Below are 16,754 nucleotides of genomic sequence, written 5' to 3'. Positions count from 1 at the left end.
CTTAGCTTTTTTACTGCTTATAAAGTGTCTAATAATATATGAAAAACCATATCTTTCAAACAATAGAGGAAAATATAAAGTAATTTTCCTTATTTACTAGCCTTTTACTCTACAGCATTAGCTGATAAGAAAAGCGACTTTGATAAAGATGAGAAGAAATCCTGATATATTTTAGGATTCTCAATTGGCTTTAGGTTGTACTGAGCGTTAGCTCTAACGATTACAGACTTGCTAGAAGAAGAAGGTCTCGCGGTTACAGTCATTCTAACCTTGTTGCCATTGTATAATCTTGTAGCCGAAACTGTACCAAGGTCAGTATCAGCCTTATCAATTACAAAGCTCAAATCCTGTAACGTTGATATGACATTTCTAACAATTATAGTTTTATCACTAGTATCAAAAGATCTAGTTTGCATACTACGTAATTCTACTTGATTGTCAGCGCCTAAAATTCTGGCATCATGAGTTGTAGCACAACCAGTAATCAAAGTTAGACAAGCTGCGAATAAAGCTATTTTTAATGTATTCATATTTTTTGAGCCTCTAAGAATACTGATTTAGATAGTTTGTTAAAGAACTCAGCATATAGCTCTTCGGTTTTCATTGTTTCGGCTTTGGTTACTTGTCCTTGTGTATTCGTCACAATGCGTTGGAAAGTAGCTCTAGCTAAATAACCGTTTTTATTATTTTTAGACGGCAACGTTACGAAACTAACTTTTATTTGTTGCTGGCTATCAATCGACATGTTTCCGCCACCAAGTACAGCTAGCAATACAGCACCCGCTATCTGCGCATTGTTAGTAGCATCTACAGTTTTAGACGCGGTCACAACACCTGATTTTGTCTCTGTTTCATCTATTGAATATCCCATGTCTTGCAACACAGCTACTCCAGCTGAAAGAAGTTCTACTTCGTTATTTGTTTCAAAAAATCTCGACTGCAATTGTCGATCTTGTAGTGAAGTCTCTGCTACTTGGAATAAGTTTTCTGGTGCAGTTGTTGCACAACCTGTTATTCCTAAAGCGCAAGCAACAAATATGTATTTAAGCTTTTTCATTTAGTTTGCCTTTAGAATTTCGAGGAATGGTAGGCAAAGTCTCTTACCAAGTTTTGCTCATCAAATTTTATTATGATAGTCAATGTTCTTTGTGATCTAGATGATGCAGCTGAGCTCGTCTGACCACCAGCTAGAACAGCAAATACCCAACCTGTACTTGATGACTGTACGGTATCTGTTGCTACTTTGTCGTAAACCCAAACTTCTCTTCTTTGATCATCTGTAGAAACCATGTTTGGTGAGCCAAGTGCTTGTAATACATCTGCGCCACTCATTCCAACTTTGATCTGTTTTTGGACAACTCCTACAGAGAGATTGCTATTGCTTTGCACTTGTTCAGCATGCTGAGATGCTGAAACACAGCCACCGAGCGATAAAGCAGCCAATAGCGTAAATATGATTTTCATTTTTCTCTTCCTTCCTTTCAAATTAACAAGTAATTTAGCTGTACTGCTTAAGTATCTACGATATTAAGATTAGTAACTTACTTAATACTAATGTCTCAAAGAGATGTAGCAACGTAATAAGGCTTAAATAAGAGACTTTGATCTTATGTCAGATGACATCATGGTGAAGTCAAAATCAAAAATGTAAAAAGCAAATGAGATTAAGCAAACGTTCAAAAACAAGCATAATAATGAGTCAAAAACCACTTACGCTCTAAAACAACTTTAACATCTTAATTACAATAAAGGAACTTAAGTAAACAAAAATTTATCTTTGAGATACAATCAATATTTTCGCTTTTTGCAGCGATTGATAATAATTCAAATAAATTAAATAGTGCACCTTACAATAATATAAATGATAGGTACTATTTAAAATCTTATCTCTATTTTGAAGCCTTCTGATGGCACAATCGTGCTTAGCTAGGTGATTATGCTAAACTCTCTATTATAATTAACCCTCTAAATCTTATTCAATAAAAGACACATTACTATGACCGATTCTCAATTTATTAATCCTAACGAGGACACGCGCATCACCTTTGGCAGCCTCGTTAAGCTACATTTTGAAGTGTCGCTAGAAAACGGCACCACTATTGATTCAACCTTCAACCGTGATTCACCCGTGACGCTAACTATTGGTGATGAGAGTTTATTACCAGGTTTTGAGCAAGTACTGATGAACTTACGTGCTGGCGACACTCGCTCCGCCCACCTTGATCCTGAGCAAGCTTTTGGTGAGTGGAATCCTGAAAATATACAGCATTTTAGTCGTACTCAATTCGCTCTCGTCACTGACAGTCCAGAAATTGGGATGTTGGTCGAATTTGAAGATAAAGGTAAAAATACCCTACCCGGTACGATTAGTGCTATCAATGATGATGAGATAGAAGTGGATTTTAATCATCCTCTTGCTGGTCAGTCAGTATTGTTCAAAGTAAAGGTCTTTAAAGTGACTCCACCTGGCGTCACTGGCGTCCAAATAATGTGATAGCCTAAAAATAATATATGGAATAAACAATCTCAAAAAGGATACTCGTATGCAATATCAAATGCTTCCGCAAATCGACGAAAAAGTTTCTAAAATCTGTCTAGGTACGATGACATGGGGACAGCAAAATACTGAGGCTCAAGCACATGAGCAAATGGATATGGCGCTAAGCGAAGGCGTAAATTTTTGGGATACTGCAGAGATGTATCCTTCACCGCCGGACAAAGACAAACAAGGTGACACCGAACGTTACGTCGGCACTTGGTTCAATAAAACCAAGCAGCGCGACAAAGTCATACTTGCTAGCAAAATGTCGCCAATGAGCTTTTTACGTGACGGACAAACCCGTTATACCGCTGAACAAATAAGTAGCGCTATTGATGGCAATCTTGAGCGTCTGCAAACGGATTATATCGATATCTATCAGCTGCACTGGCCTGAACGTCAATCAAACTATTTTGGACAGCGTGGTTATACTGAAGACATGGCCGCGCAACCGTTAGAAGACTTAACGCCATTTTTGGAAACCATCAGCGCTTTAAACGATGAGATTAAAAAAGGTCGTATTCGTGCTTATGGACTATCCAATGATACCGCTTGGGGTTTGATGCGCTATCTGTGGGAAGCAGATAAAAATGGTCTAAAAGCACCGATTACTGTGCAAAATCCATATAGCTTGCTTAACCGTTTATATGAAGTAGGAATGGCAGAGATTTCGCATCGTTCGAACGTCGGTTTACTCGCTTACTCACCGCTTGGCTTTGGCGTACTATCAGGTAAATATCTCGATGGCAAACGACCTGCTGGTGCACGCTTGACTAAATATGACCGTTTTGAGCGCTACGTTAATGAACAGGCAAAAGAAGCGACGGCTCAGTATGCCAAGATAGCAGCTGATGCCGGATTAGATATGGCTCAAATGGCACTGGCATTCGTCAATTCACGCTCATTTGTCACCAGTAATATCATTGGAGCAACGACTCTCGAACAGTTAAAGTCAAATATCGACAGCATTAACTTGACCTTGACCACCGATGTAATCGACGCTATAGAAGCAGTGCATACACGCCAGCCTAATCCATCTCCATAGAGTTGTATGACTAACATTACTTAGTGTTTATCACTGACATAAAAAAGGCGCAAATCGCTAGTGTTATCACTGCGATTTGCGCCTTTTCTAATAGCGATTTCAAGCATTTCAATAAATTATGAAGTTGAAGCCAATTTCTCTATTTTATTAGCAGGTTGACTTAACACGCGATTATGTAGCTCCGCTAAACCATCTTGCATACGCTTCTGTAATATATTGGTCAGCTCACTCTTACTACGGCCGTTCGGGTCTAACGGCTCAAGCGGCAATACATAAGCAGTCACATCTTTACTATCTAACACCCGTTTTATACTGGTTTTCATCGTAAGCTTGCCATAATAAGGCAACTCTTCACTCAACGTGCCGTCCTTATTAACATAGCATAACACTAGCGGCTGAATAGGCACGTCAGCGTCGATAGCCGATTGCAATAAGGTGCCATGAATACGTTTTACCTTTTTGCCATCAGTTGTGGTCGCTTCGGGGAAAAATATCACCGAAAAGCCTTCATTCAAGAAGCTGGCAATTTGCGTCGTGACTGAGCCTACGTCACCAGAGCCACGTTTAATAAACACTGTCCCTGCTGCATGCACAAGCTTACCGAAGATGGGCCAATCACCAATCTCTGCCTTTGATAAAAAGAAGGCTGGACTGACTGTGCCGACTACCGGAATATCCATCCATGAGACATGGTTGGATACCCATAGACCATGATGCTGCGGCACAGGCTCAACTTGGACGATTTTAACGCCAAAGGAGCCTGCCATTTTGCGACAAAAGGTCTGGATATAGCGTGGTAGTGTCTCACGTGGTGGCTCACGAAAGGCACCAATACGTTGCGCTGTCCGCATACCACCGGCAATAGTAGAGGTCATACCAGCAATTTGCTTACCACGACCTAGCTGTTTTCTGAGCGAAAATCCTGACTTAGATTGGCTCATCTGTGTCCCTCATAATTAGATAACTGTTTGAATAATTATTTATTTAAATTAGAAAATTTGGATTAAGTCTGCAGGTTAAGACGTACATCTTAACGGCAAAAAACGACATAAGTATAACAAAATTTTGACAGTCAGTGACGATTTGTTCACTCAGTCCTAACATGCTTCTTTTGGCCTAATACTCTTTATTATTTTACTAAAATTTCACTCAGTTTATTTAGCGTTTTTTCTCATTGTTATTATTCACTTTGACGACTGGACTATTAATAAGGATAAGTTTTACAAATAGCTCTGTAACATAAAACAATCGTTAATTATCTTTATACGCTTTAATATCAAGACATCAGACCACATATAGACCTTATCTTAACGCTGCTTTAATGAGCCAATCTCATATAATAGTAGCGATTTATTTACTCTATTCATAGGTGATACTCTTTGGATTATTTTGAAAGACATTCAGGTGGCGAACGCGCCATTATCGTACATTTAGACATCCGTCAAATCCAAGATCCTGACGATCTAGGCGAGTTTGAGCTGTTGGCGGATTCGGCAGGTGCAGATCGTTTAGCACTCGTCACTGGCTCACGCTCAAGACCAGATGCCAAATACTTCGTTGGCAGCGGTAAAGCAGAAGAAATCGCTGAACTGGTACGTGAACATGACGCCGATATTGTTTTGTTTAATCATAGCTTATCGCCATCCCAAGAGCGTAATGTTGAGGCGTTGATTAAATGCCGCGTACTTGATCGCACTGGTTTAATTTTAGACATCTTTGCTCAGCGTGCGCGTACTTATGAAGGCAAGCTGCAAGTAGAGCTGGCGCAGCTGAACCATTTGTCTACGCGCTTAGTACGCGGTTGGACGCATTTGGAACGTCAAAAAGGTGGTATCGGTCTGCGTGGTCCAGGTGAAACTCAGCTTGAGACAGATCGCCGCTTACTACAGACACGAGTCAATCAGCTTAAGAACAAGCTTGATAAAGTAAGACAAACTCGCGCGCAAGGTCGAGCTAAGCGTCAAAAATCAGATGTGCCAACGATTTCATTAGTTGGCTATACTAACGCGGGTAAGTCAACTTTGTTTAACCGCTTAGTTGATGAAAACATCTATGCAGCGGATCAGCTATTTGCAACCTTAGACCCTACTTTACGCCGCTTAGACTGGCAAGGCGTGGGGCGAGTAGTGTTGGTCGATACCGTTGGTTTCGTCCGTCACTTACCGCATGAATTGGTTGAGTCTTTTCATGCTACTTTGGAAGAGACGCTAGAGGCTGATTTATTGCTACATGTCATCGACTCATCTAGTGAAGATATGCATGAGCAAATCCAAGCGGTTAAAGATGTCTTGGCTGAGATTGGTAACGATGTACCAGTGCTCAATATCTATAATAAAATTGATTTGACAGGTGAGCCTGCGCATATAGGCTATGCGACCGAAGGTGAACCCAATCGTGTATATGTGTCATCAAAAGACAATCTAGGCATGGAAGAGCTGTCACTTGCCGTGCAGCAATTACTGACGGGTACCCTAACCACGTTTGACTTGACCCTTCCTTATGATGCCGGTCAGCTCAAAAACACATTATACGAGCTGGGTGTTATCCAAGCAGAAAGTTACGATGATACGGGACATGAATGCTTAACCATTCGTCTGCCAAGCGATAGACTTAAGCAATTACTGGGACAAGCGAACTTGTCACCATTAGACGTCTTACCATTAGCGCAAGCAACATTATTGATGCCTACGCTTGAGCCATTTGAAAAAGCTATCAAAGACGATCAAGTTACTGATGGCTTTGAGAATGCTAATACTCAAGAGTCTGATGACTTTCTTGAGACTGATACTAATTTTGACATCGATACTGATGCCAACTTGGATACTGATGAACCATCCACTACTGATTCATCGTCTTAGACCTACTTGATGAGAGTCATGTTTTAATCTAAAACAAAAGCCTGTACTTGCTATCATCTAGCTTGTACAGGCTTCTTTTATTCTAGCCATGCTAACTACTTACGTAGCAAAAACTTTTAGCAAATTCAGGTATTGAACCTTGCTGGTCAGATATGACCATCTAGCAAGGTTTATTAGTCTATCTATTGTGTATATAATCAAGCGAAGTTTATTACAGAGTCAATAAAATTTATTATTGACTGCACACTACTGCCTGTCGCTTATAACCATATTCTATATAGTCGATTCAATTTAAAAGCGGTACAAGGCAACCGAGTGCGGATGTATATGTAATACTTCAAGCGAGATTAACGCAGTAACTCTTTTATAGTGGATTGACTATAACATAGCTTTCTACGCCAACAGCTCACAACCCTTATCCTATCTTACTGATGACATTTACTAATTGCTATCTTGGCAAGGAATGCTTATGAAGACGACTCACTCATCGACTATGCCACCATGGATTGCGTTAATATTGACGCTAGCTATGGTTATTGTTGTCCGTGAAACAGCGGTTGTTATTTGTCAGTGGGCGGGTATTGAAAAAGCCGCCAATGTAGTTGGTTTAGTAGCGATGTTTTTTATTCTTGTAGCATGGCGATTGCTAAAAGGTTTACCGGGCTGGTTGACCAAAGCTAGCAATACACTACTAGTGGATAGCGGCTTTGCCTTTTTGCCAGTATCAGCTGGTGCAGGCTTGCTACTTTTTGCATTAGGTGATGAGTTATGGGGCGTCATGCTAACCATATTGATTAGTACGCTGATACCGCTTTGGGGTCTGGGGCTACTTGCCAATCGCTGGCTAAATCATAATGCAGACAACAATACTGACACTACTAACCAGCAAAAGGGACAGCAATGAGCTGCGGAGGAAAATTATGAGCTTTGATAGTGTATTTATGGCTACCCTTGCAGCGATATTACTGACTCTAGCGGCGCACGTGATTGCTCGCGTATTAGCAAGGAAGATATCTTGGCTGCCTATGGTTATCACTGCGCTTGTATTAGTCATCGTGTTCTTATTCATTCTGCGGTGGGATTACAATAATTATTACGGTGTTGCCAAACCAGTATTCGATCACTTATTAGGTTATGTAACCGTATTGCTAGCTGTACCACTGGCAGCGATGAGTTTTAAAGGTCTACCTGTCAAAAGCTTAACTCTAATTGTGGTTATTGCTAGTCTGGTTGGGGCATTACTACCGATGTCATTAGCTTATATATTCTCACTGAGCCATGACACTATACTGGCCTTCGCTACCCGTTCTGTGACCACGCCTATTGGCCTGAGTGTGGCAGATTTGATTAAAGCACCTCTGGCAATGGCTAACTTAATTATTATTGTCTCAGGACTGATAGGTGGCACTTTGGCTCGATTTTTATTTCGCGGTATTGATGACGACCGTGCTAAAGGCTTGGCTTTAGGACTAGCGGCTCATGCCTTTGGTACCGTAGAAGCTTGGCAAATAAGTCATACTGCTGGACGCTATGCTGCGTTTGGACTGGCGGTGAACGGTTTGCTTACCGCAGTTTGGGTACCTATATTCATTGGGGCTTTAGGTATCTAGATATCTCGTATTAAGAGCTACTATATTGAGAGCTCTTGTATCAAGAGCTATTAACTATCAAGTTCACCACTTATCACAGCTATTATCTTCATTAATAATACAAACTTCTGTTCAACCTAACTTTAAGACTATTAACGCTTTATTTATTTTTACCATTTTGCAATCATATTATAGATAGAATTATTCATCTCTCGTTACTAGTTTTAACCAATGGATAGGTAACATTAATATTTTGATTTGGTTAAGATTTTCTTACAAATTAAGAGCTATCAGAATAGGCTTCTTCGTTAAGATTATAGGGTTAAAAGTTATTTTATGTTATAGTAAGCAACTATTATCTTTTGTATCTATTGCAAGTGATTTTTATTAGACGTGACTTTTGTTGGTTATTTATTTTAGCTACTGTTATGAAATTCTATAATCGCGGTAACGACTTTGATAAGCAAAATATCGCGCCTATGAGCAAAGTAATTTGCTACTATTCGATGAAAAGTGATACCTTTATGATAAATATTGCACCCTTCTTTAACCGTTTTTTATCTCCTGTTTTATGGACTACTGTTGCCCTATCTACTTTATCTGTTACTGCTCAAGCCGGTAACATGTATATTTATAAAGACAAAGGTGGACAAGTTCTCCTCACTAACGTCAATCCAAGTGGCAACTTCGATAAATTTACCAAAAAAGTAAAAGTTACTTATTATAAAGATTCAAAAATGTATGATGGTGCCAGCAATAGCACTGATTATGGCAGTAGCTCTGCGAGTAGAAGTGGTACTCGTGATGCCTATGACAGTTATATCCGCGCCTCTGCTTCTCGTCACGGTATTGATCCTGGCTTAATGAAAGCAATGATGCATACTGAATCAGCCTTTAATCCAAATGCACGCTCTCCTGTAGGAGCACAAGGCTTAATGCAATTGATGCCTGCTACAGCTAGTCGCTTTAAGGTTAGTAATCCGTGGAATCCTGCTGACAATATCGAAGGCTCGGCCAAATATATCGCTTGGCTCATGCGCCGCTTCAACAATAATGTTGAATTTGCGATTGCAGGTTACAACGCCGGAGAAGGCAACGTAGATAAATACAATGGTATTCCGCCTTTCAAAGAAACTCGTAACTATGTCAAACAAGTGATGAGCCGTTATCATAGTTTATATAAAAACGATTCTGGTCTCTCAGGTAATACTATGAGCGCCAGTAATACAACGATCAATAGCAATGATAACAGTGGCGGGATGCAAACCGTCAGTTATGGCACTAGTAATAACAGTGGCAGTGCCAGTTATGCTAACTCTGCCTATGCTGCACTACGGTAATTAAAAAGCAGTTATAATATTGAACGTTAGTAATAGACACAAAAAAGCCCGTTAATCAAATAACGGGCTTTTTTATGCTAAATTAAAAACACCGATTAGCAATGGCTACAATAAATTAAAACTTATTTATTGGCTAATGCTTGTGTAGCAGCAACTTCAGCAGCGAAGTCTTCTTGCTTTTTCTCGATGCCTTCACCAACTTCTAAACGTTTGAAACCAAGTACTTTTACGCCTTCAGCTTTTAGAACGTCACCAACTTTTTTCTCATTGTCCATAACGTAAGGCTGACGTAGTAAAGTTACTTCGTCTAGGTATTTACGTAAGCCACCTTCAATCATTTTTTCAACGATGTTGTCAGGCTTGCCAGACTCTTTCGCTTTTGCTTCAATGATATCTTTTTCGCGTGCTAGTACGTCAGCTGCAACGTCTTCGTCATCTACTGCGACAGGGTTGAATGCAGCAATGTGCATGGCAAGGTTTTTGCCAGTATCTGCACTGCCACCTTCGTAAGATACAACCACACCGATACGTAGACCGTGACGGTATGATGCAATGTTGTCGCCTTCGATAGTTTCAACACGACGGATTTGAATGTTTTCGCCGATTTTTTGTACCAATGATATGCGAGCTTCTTCAACAGTTTGACCATCGCCATAAGGCAATTCAGAGATAGCAGCAACATCAGTGACGTTGTTTTCTAACGCAAGATTAGCAACTTTTTCTGCAAATGCAGTAAAGCTATCATCTTTTGCAACGAAGTCAGTTTGGCAGTTAACTTCTAATAAGAATGCTTTATTGTCGCCTTGAGCGATGATAATAGCGCCATCAGCTGCGATGTTACCCGCTTTTTTAGCCGCTTTTGCTTGGCCAGACTTACGTAAGTTATCAATGGCAACTTCAACATCACCGTTTGATTCTTCTAACGCTTTTTTACATTCCATCATGCCAAGACCAGTACGGTCGCGCAGTTCTTTTACCATTTTGGCAGATACTTTTACTTCTGTCATAAGAGTCACCTTAGTATTGTTATGTATAGGAGTGCTTAATTTCTATGTAATATATTTTCGATATTTGTTATTACTGTGCCGCTCTTATAGCAATGAGAGCGCTCATTATTGGTCGTTATCACAACTATTGCATGTCAGGTATTGTATATAACGAGGACAAATATAAGCGATAATACTCGCCTATTAACGAGCTTCCCATCAACAATAAGGCATGACGAGTAAAACTACATCATGCCTATTGTGAGCTTATACGCTGTTAATAACCTTATATGGATGTCAATAAAAACACTATCAAGACACCCTTATAAAGTTAAACCTTAGGGGTCAGCTATTTATTCTGCTGGAGTTGCAGCTTCTTCTGCTTTAGCTTCAGCTGGTGCTTCTTCAGTAGCAGCAGGCGCTTGCTCTGAAGTTTGCTCTTGCTCAGCTTTGCCACCAGCTTGAGTCTGTGCATACTCTTTACCAGCGATAATCGCATCAGCAATAGAAGTTACATACAGCGTCACAGCACGGATAGCATCATCGTTTGCAGGGATGATGTAATCAACGTTGTCTGGATTAGAGTTCGTATCAACGATACCGATAACTGGGATACCTAGGTTTTTAGCTTCTTTGATCGCGATCGCTTCATGATCTACATCAACGATAAAGATTGCATCAGGTAGACCGCCCATATCTTTAATACCGCCTAGTGAACGCTCAAGTTTTTCCATATCGCGAGTACGCTCTAACGCTTCACGCTTAGTTAGCTTAGCGAAAGTACCATCTTCTGCTTGCTTTTCAAGCTCTTTTAGACGGTTGATTGACTGGCGTAGTGTTTTCCAGTTAGTCAACATACCACCTAACCAGCGATGGTCAACGTATGGCATGCCAGCACGAGCAGCTTGCTCACGGATGATACCGCTAGCAGCGCGTTTAGTACCAACAAATAATACTTTGTTTTTCTTAGCAGCTAAGCCGTTTACGTAAGTCAATGCTTCGTTAAATGCTTTTACAGTATGCTCTAAGTTGATGATGTGAATCTTGTTACGTGCACCAAAGATATATGGACCCATCTTTGGATTCCAAAAACGTGTTTGGTGACCAAAGTGAGCGCCGGCTTGTAGTAAGTCACGCATTTCAATTTTAGTTGGATTCTTTGTAGCCATGTCAAATGTCCTGTTGGTTGGGTTATGCCTCCACATCACAAAAACTGCCTATCTAGCGACACGCATTTGCTTACGATCTATGCTTTATATGTGCAACATCGTAATTATCTATTAAATGCAAATTAATCAAGTCGCCAGACACCCAGCAGTTTTTTGCCATGATGTGTGTGTCATTGGTTGGTTTAAAAAATTGAGCTATAGTCAAAAATATAAGTAAATTATAGAAATAGCTGCGCTGTATTTTATCATATAACTCATGATAAGCTCCAGCAGTTTATTGAAGCAGATATAAGTTATAAATAATTGTTTTGATTGGATACTTTATCTCTCTCATTAATTAAGGCTAACACGAAGCACTTATTAATAAAGCATAAAAAAACGACGCATATACGTCGTTTTTTTAATCATAGCCAGTTTTGCTGATTAATTTAGATTAAGCGATACAGATACCTATCACTGCCTCATAGCCGCGCCATGTGAAGGGTGTAATGTAACTATGCCGGTCTTTTGGCAGATAAGATACGCTTGGTGCACCTTCAACAATCTTAGGTGGCGAGATGATGAACTCCGAACCAAATTCAGTACGCGCGTTACCAGATATGGTATTGGCCATTTCACCAAGTAAGTCTTTCATCATCGTAATTGATGAATCAGGCTCACCCATAACTTTGATAACCTCGCGCAGCATAATGCTGGGAGCGCTCACATAAACACAGCCTTTAAGAGGGCCTGATATTTCAATAACACCGCTATAGTCATAACCAATAGCGCTTCTGTTGTTATTTAAATAAGGAGTGCTAATAGCCACTTGTGCGTCATCGATCTGCGTAAAAAATGCATTAATCGAACTTAGAAACACACCTAACTTCTCTACTTTAACCATAATATATTATTGTCCATATTCATCACGTGCCAGCAGGATAATTAATCCTGCAGACAGACCACAATCTCGCCGACTTGCGACAGCCAAGTGATGGGAATGATAAAGGAACGCTCACCGCTAGGTAATACAATACTTTGCGGTGAACCTTTAAACACGAACGGTACCGAGATATGAAATTCTGCACCAAACTCATTGCGTGCATTGCCAGCTATCGTATTGGCAACCTCACCCGCAAGGTCCATGTAAATATCTTCACTCTCGTCAGTTTCGCCCATACTGTTTAATATAGAAGCCAGTAATTCACGCGTTGCTGAAAAGTACACCACGCCTTTTTGAACCCCTGATATACCAATTACACCTGTATAGTCATGGACTTTTGGCTGTTTATTTTCTAACAAGTAGGGAGTATCAGCGATGAGCTCTGCACCCCCAAACTGGTTAAAATAGTTGCTAATAATGTTCAAAAAAATCTGTAGCTTTTGTTCTTTCATAATTACATCTACTTAAGTCGTTGGATGATATCAGTCTTGCATCAGCTCATACAAAGATTCTACGAGATCTTCTTCTGAAAAAGGTTTACAGAGAAACCCGCTGGCGCCCAACGATAATGCTTCAATACCTGTAGATTTATCAGACAAAGCCGATACAACCAAAATCCGTACATCAGGATCAATAGCAATAATCTTCTCGATACATTCAAGACCATCCATTTGCGGCATGGTTAGATCCATCGTGATGACATCTGGGCGATGCATATTGAATTTTTCAATGGCTTGAACACCACTGGTTGCTGTAGCAACCAACATGAAATTTCCTGAGTCATAAGCCCGCTGAATCCGGTTCCGGATAATATTGGAATCATCAACAATCATTAGTTTATACATAACGTATCTATTATCCTTAATTAAGCGTTAGGTAGCGTAATGACAAAACGCGTCATCTTGCCATACTCACTATTTATATTGAGCTTACCATCGTATTCTTTTACTTGAGCCTTGATGATATCTAAACCAACACCGCGACCGCCGTCTTCGTCCGCATTCTCCTTGGTAGAAAACCCAGAAGAAAATAGTTGCTTTAGTAAGCCACTATGATCAAGCTGACTCGCTTCTTGTACATCGAAACGACCTTCTTTGACTAGCTTTTCACGAATACTGTCATAGTCAATGCCTTGGCCGTCATCTTGTAAAGTAACAACGAAGTCTTGGCCACTACTTTGCATTTCTAGACCAATGGTACCAACAGCAGGTTTACCCACTGATTGACGTATATCAGGTGTCTCAATACCGTGCACTACAGCGTTACGTAGCAGCTGGATACTAATTTCTTTAACGGTATTTCTAAGGCGTTCTGGTATTCTAACTTGCCCTAAAGTAGTACTATCAAGCTGTACTTGTTTACCTTGTCTTGCTGCAATATCTTGCGCAAAATCATGATAATAAGCTAGTAGATGATTATCTGACTCTTCCTCTAAGTCAATATTATTACCTTCAACTTCTAAATCATTCATCGAAAAGTTCGTTGCTTGAGTCTCGGCTACAGGCGTACTCGAATCTGCCACTACAGAGTTTGGTGTTGTCGCCGCACTGCTATTCGCTGCACTTGCTGGTGACGAACGATTTATACGTTCTCCTAATTTTTCGATAGTATTAGATAGGCTCAATAAGTCATCTAAATGCACTGCCAAAGGTAGGAAATCATTACCTGATAGCTTGCCTTGATTTTGTAGCACGTTAAGCTGGTCTTCTGCCTCTGATGCAATCTTAGTAAAACTATGCAGTTTTAATGCTGAAGCCTCACCTTTCAAGCTATGCATTTCACGATAGATAGAGTTTAACTTAACCTCAAGCTCGTATTGCGTGCTTCCAGGATTCTTCAATACATTATTGATTTTTTCGATATGACTTTTGGTATTAGCGATGAACTCATTAATGATTTTTGGATTTACGTTCAAGATGGTTGTTAACATCTCAATCTGCATGTCATTCTGTGAGCGCTCTTTTTCTAGACGTTGTTCTAAGTAAACAGCGTCTGACACATCATTAACGTTGACCAAAATACGAGCAATATCTTTATCTTCATAAACACGTGAGAATCTAAAATCCAAGAAACGACTGTCTGAACCATGCTCACCAGATGTGTTATGTAGCAAGACTTTATGTAGAGGATTAAGGTCGTTGACGAGCTTTTCTTTAACGCGTGGGTTATATAGTTGCTCAACGAATTGACGGGTGGTCGTTAGATCTTTATCAGAAATACGCCCACGTAGTACGTTGGCAAAGTTTTCTCCTGCCAAGCTATCAGCGCCAATAATACTATTAAGTGCCTGTGAATGCTGCTGACCGATATTTAAGTCTTTATCAAGCAAGAACAAACCTGTATTAACCGTTTGCATAATCTCTTGTGTTTCGCGACGTGCAGCCAATGCTTCAGCATCAGTATCACGCAAGCGACGTACAAAGAAGAATACGAAGATCAAGAAGTAAGAGAAGATAGCAACAACACCAAGTACCTGAATCAGACGAATGGTATTTGCTTGGTTCTCAGCACTCGTAAATACGTCATCAGTAAGTTGATCTAAAGAGTCGTTAATAAGCAAACTTGAAGTTTTTGCCTGTTCAACCGCTTGAGTCAGCTCATCTGCAGAGTCAACCATAATGTTATCAGCATCTTTTAGATAGGCCTGAATCTTAGGCTCTAAAAGCTGCCATTGCTCATTAGCTGCCGTAATTTCTGCTTGTGCAACACTATCAACTTTCGGCAAATTATAACTGTTGCCATCAACATCAGTAATCGTACCACCTTGTCCGATAGCAGCAATAGAGTCAGTAATTAACGAAGTATTCCGCTCCAAGCGCTCAAAAACCCGCTGCATATGTGGAGAGTTGGTATCTTCACCGTAACTATTATCTAAGTCAAATAAGTCTTTAATCACCGCTTGCGCGCTGTTAGCCACTTGGTTGGTTTGGTCAATTAGAATCGTATTTCTTTCTAATAAACTTGAGGTATAAAACGTAAACGCGAGCAAAGCACCGATCAAGGATAAAAATAGTGCAATTGAGATGATCAGACCCTGATAACGTTTATTATCGACATTATGTGTGGTTGCCATTTTGGAAATCCTTTAGTTTGCTTGCTCAGTAGTTTCGGCAGCAGGTTTAGTTACACCTAACCATTTTTCTTCAATTTCCTTGAACGTGCCTTTTTCTTTCAGTTTGGCAATACCTTCGTTGACGGTATTGATCAACTCAGTGTTACCTTTTGCCATCAACACTACTTGCTGTGCAGATGGAGCATCTGCCGCCTCATAAGGTACAAGTACGACTTCATGTTCTGGACGAGCTTTTACAATATGTTGTAATACAGGCAAATCATATAAAAGGACATCAGTCTTACCTTGTATTAGATCTTCGTATGCTAGAAATATAGTTGATCTTGAAAAGAGTTCAACAGATGAACCCATCTCTTTTAAGGTATCTTCTTCTTTTGAACCTTCTAGAGTCCCAACTTTCATCCCTTTTATATCTTCCAAACCTTTTATATTTAAATCGCCTTTTAAATACATAATGGTGGCTGGATTGAAGAAGTAAGGTTTTGATAAACCATATTTTACATTACGATCGTCTTTGTAAGAGATACCCGATATCGCCAAGTCTCGATCGCCTGATTCCACGCTATCAAACATGTCTTGCCAAGTTTCTTTATAAAACTCAACCTTAAAACCTTGCTCTTCACCAAGAGCGCGAACTGAATCAACATCCGTTCCTTGCATATTGCCATAATCATCTTGAAACGAAAAAGGAGGCAGATCACCAGTCATTGCAACCTTTAACGTTGGAGCGGTATCAGGTAGTTTACTTACAAAAGTATCTTTGCTTTCTGTTACTGCTGGACTGTTGGTATTTGCGCTCTCTTGCGTAGCAGTAGTAGTAGCATTATTAGAATTGCCACAGCCAAATAACCCAACACTTAGTACGATAGGAAGTACTCGATATAATTGCTTCATGATCTGTCCTTGAAAATTAAAAAACATGTACGTTTTAGTTAGTAATGATCGCTAGCTTTAATATTTAGTCATTTATGCAGAATGAAAAATAATTTTGCTTACGTATCTTTTGTATAGTGTATTAATATGCCGTAGTGAAGGCAGATAGCCTTCAACGATAAAATCTTTTGATAAAAAGTTATTGATTCAATATTTTCTAAAAATGCATCCAATAACAATTTAGTATGTTTCTACGACAAATAAACCATATCTTTATTACAGAAATTTACAATGAATAATACTTAAGTAACTTTGCAAAAGCAATCAAGGTAAGCGGATAGTAAATGATATCTATTTTCA

The 16,754-nt window shown here is 39.8% G+C and carries 17 protein-coding genes; 6 read left to right on the top strand and 11 right to left on the bottom strand.

Annotated features, from left to right (window positions below):
• Positions 1–104: 104 nt before the first annotated feature.
• Genes AK825_RS02305 through AK825_RS02295 form a run of 3 tightly spaced genes read right to left on the bottom strand, consistent with a single transcriptional unit; the run spans position 105 to position 1,464 of the window.
• Positions 105–530, bottom strand: a complete 426-nt coding sequence (locus tag AK825_RS02305) for a hypothetical protein (protein WP_068034411.1) — start codon at positions 528–530, stop codon at positions 105–107.
• Positions 527–1,057 carry a hypothetical protein gene (locus AK825_RS02300; RefSeq protein WP_068034410.1) on the bottom strand — a complete coding sequence of 177 codons (531 nt, stop codon included), beginning with the start codon at positions 1,055–1,057 and terminating at the stop codon, positions 527–529. Before AK825_RS02300 ends, AK825_RS02305 begins: the two co-directional genes overlap by 4 nt.
• 11 nt (positions 1,058–1,068) lie before the next feature.
• Positions 1,069–1,464: an outer membrane protein assembly factor BamE gene (locus tag AK825_RS02295; protein ID WP_068034408.1), complete on the bottom strand. Its 396-nt coding sequence runs from the start codon at positions 1,462–1,464 to the stop codon at positions 1,069–1,071.
• Positions 1,465–1,996: 532 nt separating this feature from the next.
• Here AK825_RS02295 and fkpB point away from each other — a divergent pair.
• Together fkpB and AK825_RS02285 are read left to right on the top strand one after the other, a co-directional pair.
• Positions 1,997–2,494, top strand: coding sequence for an FKBP-type peptidyl-prolyl cis-trans isomerase (gene fkpB, locus AK825_RS02290; RefSeq protein ID WP_068034406.1), 498 nt, complete (start codon positions 1,997–1,999; stop codon positions 2,492–2,494).
• Between the two features lie 49 nt (positions 2,495–2,543).
• Positions 2,544–3,584, top strand: a complete 1,041-nt coding sequence (locus AK825_RS02285) for an aldo/keto reductase (protein ID WP_068034404.1) — start codon at positions 2,544–2,546, stop codon at positions 3,582–3,584.
• A 116-nt stretch (positions 3,585–3,700) separates the two neighbouring features.
• Here AK825_RS02285 and AK825_RS02280 read toward each other — a convergent pair whose 3' ends face one another.
• Positions 3,701–4,525 carry a lysophospholipid acyltransferase family protein gene (locus AK825_RS02280; protein ID WP_068034402.1) on the bottom strand — a complete coding sequence of 275 codons (825 nt, stop codon included), beginning with the start codon at positions 4,523–4,525 and terminating at the stop codon, positions 3,701–3,703.
• A 438-nt stretch (positions 4,526–4,963) separates the two neighbouring features.
• Here AK825_RS02280 and hflX point away from each other — a divergent pair, with 438 nt between their 5' ends.
• The 4 genes from hflX (at position 4,964) to AK825_RS02260 (ending at position 9,371) form a co-directional block, all read left to right on the top strand.
• A complete protein-coding gene (hflX, locus tag AK825_RS02275; protein WP_068034400.1) occupies positions 4,964–6,442 on the top strand; it encodes a ribosome rescue GTPase HflX in 1,479 nt (492 codons plus the stop codon).
• A 469-nt stretch (positions 6,443–6,911) separates the two neighbouring features.
• The gene (locus AK825_RS02270; RefSeq protein ID WP_068034398.1) at positions 6,912–7,346 is read left to right on the top strand and encodes a CidA/LrgA family protein; all 435 of its coding nucleotides are present in this window, start codon (positions 6,912–6,914) and stop codon (positions 7,344–7,346) included.
• Positions 7,347–7,362: 16 nt separating this feature from the next.
• Positions 7,363–8,052 carry an LrgB family protein gene (locus AK825_RS02265; RefSeq protein ID WP_068034397.1) on the top strand — a complete coding sequence of 230 codons (690 nt, stop codon included), beginning with the start codon at positions 7,363–7,365 and terminating at the stop codon, positions 8,050–8,052.
• 503 nt (positions 8,053–8,555) lie between these two features.
• The gene (locus tag AK825_RS02260) at positions 8,556–9,371 is read left to right on the top strand and encodes a lytic transglycosylase domain-containing protein (protein WP_068038919.1); all 816 of its coding nucleotides are present in this window, start codon (positions 8,556–8,558) and stop codon (positions 9,369–9,371) included.
• Between the two features lie 122 nt (positions 9,372–9,493).
• Here AK825_RS02260 and tsf read toward each other — a convergent pair whose 3' ends face one another.
• The 7 genes from tsf to AK825_RS02225 all read right to left on the bottom strand — a co-directional run bounded on the left by tsf (position 9,494) and on the right by AK825_RS02225 (position 16,415).
• Entirely contained in the window at positions 9,494–10,378 is an 885-nt protein-coding gene (gene tsf, locus AK825_RS02255; RefSeq protein WP_068034395.1) for a translation elongation factor Ts, read from the bottom strand.
• Positions 10,379–10,710: 332 nt separating this feature from the next.
• Positions 10,711–11,526 carry a 30S ribosomal protein S2 gene (gene rpsB / locus AK825_RS02250; RefSeq protein WP_068034393.1) on the bottom strand — a complete coding sequence of 272 codons (816 nt, stop codon included), beginning with the start codon at positions 11,524–11,526 and terminating at the stop codon, positions 10,711–10,713.
• Between the two features lie 433 nt (positions 11,527–11,959).
• Positions 11,960–12,409: a chemotaxis protein CheX gene (locus tag AK825_RS02245; protein ID WP_068034390.1), complete on the bottom strand. Its 450-nt coding sequence runs from the start codon at positions 12,407–12,409 to the stop codon at positions 11,960–11,962.
• Positions 12,410–12,450: 41 nt separating this feature from the next.
• On the bottom strand, positions 12,451–12,900 hold the full coding sequence (locus tag AK825_RS02240) for a chemotaxis protein CheX (RefSeq protein ID WP_068034388.1): 450 nt from the start codon (positions 12,898–12,900) through the stop codon (positions 12,451–12,453).
• Between the two features lie 30 nt (positions 12,901–12,930).
• Positions 12,931–13,281, bottom strand: a complete 351-nt coding sequence (locus AK825_RS02235; RefSeq protein ID WP_228138930.1) for a response regulator — start codon at positions 13,279–13,281, stop codon at positions 12,931–12,933.
• Positions 13,282–13,313: 32 nt separating this feature from the next.
• Positions 13,314–15,521, bottom strand: a complete 2,208-nt coding sequence (locus AK825_RS02230) for an ATP-binding protein (protein ID WP_068034385.1) — start codon at positions 15,519–15,521, stop codon at positions 13,314–13,316.
• A 12-nt stretch (positions 15,522–15,533) separates the two neighbouring features.
• Positions 15,534–16,415: a transporter substrate-binding domain-containing protein gene (locus AK825_RS02225; protein WP_068034383.1), complete on the bottom strand. Its 882-nt coding sequence runs from the start codon at positions 16,413–16,415 to the stop codon at positions 15,534–15,536.
• Positions 16,416–16,754: the final 339 nt, after the last annotated feature.

It is taken from the genome of Psychrobacter sp. P11G5, assembly GCF_001593305.1.
Classification (GTDB): domain Bacteria; phylum Pseudomonadota; class Gammaproteobacteria; order Pseudomonadales; family Moraxellaceae; genus Psychrobacter.
Note: the sequence above shows the minus strand (reverse complement) of the source record. Positions and strands in the feature narration are given on the sequence as shown.

What these genes read in the sequence shown, in the direction of transcription:
- AK825_RS02305 (WP_068034411.1), bottom strand. Translation starts at nt 530, where the DNA reads ATGAATACATTAAAAATAGCTTTATTCGCAGCTTGTCTAACTTTGATT.
- AK825_RS02300 (WP_068034410.1), bottom strand. Translation starts at nt 1,057, where the DNA reads ATGAAAAAGCTTAAATACATATTTGTTGCTTGCGCTTTAGGAATAACA.
- AK825_RS02295 (WP_068034408.1), bottom strand. Translation starts at nt 1,464, where the DNA reads ATGAAAATCATATTTACGCTATTGGCTGCTTTATCGCTCGGTGGCTGT.
- fkpB (WP_068034406.1), top strand. Translation starts at nt 1,997, where the DNA reads ATGACCGATTCTCAATTTATTAATCCTAACGAGGACACGCGCATCACC.
- AK825_RS02285 (WP_068034404.1), top strand. Translation starts at nt 2,544, where the DNA reads ATGCAATATCAAATGCTTCCGCAAATCGACGAAAAAGTTTCTAAAATC.
- AK825_RS02280 (WP_068034402.1), bottom strand. Translation starts at nt 4,525, where the DNA reads ATGAGCCAATCTAAGTCAGGATTTTCGCTCAGAAAACAGCTAGGTCGT.
- AK825_RS02270 (WP_068034398.1), top strand. Translation starts at nt 6,912, where the DNA reads ATGAAGACGACTCACTCATCGACTATGCCACCATGGATTGCGTTAATA.
- AK825_RS02265 (WP_068034397.1), top strand. Translation starts at nt 7,363, where the DNA reads ATGAGCTTTGATAGTGTATTTATGGCTACCCTTGCAGCGATATTACTG.
- AK825_RS02260 (WP_068038919.1), top strand. Translation starts at nt 8,556, where the DNA reads ATGATAAATATTGCACCCTTCTTTAACCGTTTTTTATCTCCTGTTTTA.
- tsf (WP_068034395.1), bottom strand. Translation starts at nt 10,378, where the DNA reads ATGACAGAAGTAAAAGTATCTGCCAAAATGGTAAAAGAACTGCGCGAC.
- rpsB (WP_068034393.1), bottom strand. Translation starts at nt 11,526, where the DNA reads ATGGCTACAAAGAATCCAACTAAAATTGAAATGCGTGACTTACTACAA.
- AK825_RS02245 (WP_068034390.1), bottom strand. Translation starts at nt 12,409, where the DNA reads ATGGTTAAAGTAGAGAAGTTAGGTGTGTTTCTAAGTTCGATTAATGCA.
- AK825_RS02240 (WP_068034388.1), bottom strand. Translation starts at nt 12,900, where the DNA reads ATGAAAGAACAAAAGCTACAGATTTTTTTGAACATTATTAGCAACTAT.
- AK825_RS02235 (WP_228138930.1), bottom strand. Translation starts at nt 13,281, where the DNA reads ATGATTGTTGATGATTCCAATATTATCCGGAACCGGATTCAGCGGGCT.
- AK825_RS02230 (WP_068034385.1), bottom strand. Translation starts at nt 15,521, where the DNA reads ATGGCAACCACACATAATGTCGATAATAAACGTTATCAGGGTCTGATC.
- AK825_RS02225 (WP_068034383.1), bottom strand. Translation starts at nt 16,415, where the DNA reads ATGAAGCAATTATATCGAGTACTTCCTATCGTACTAAGTGTTGGGTTA.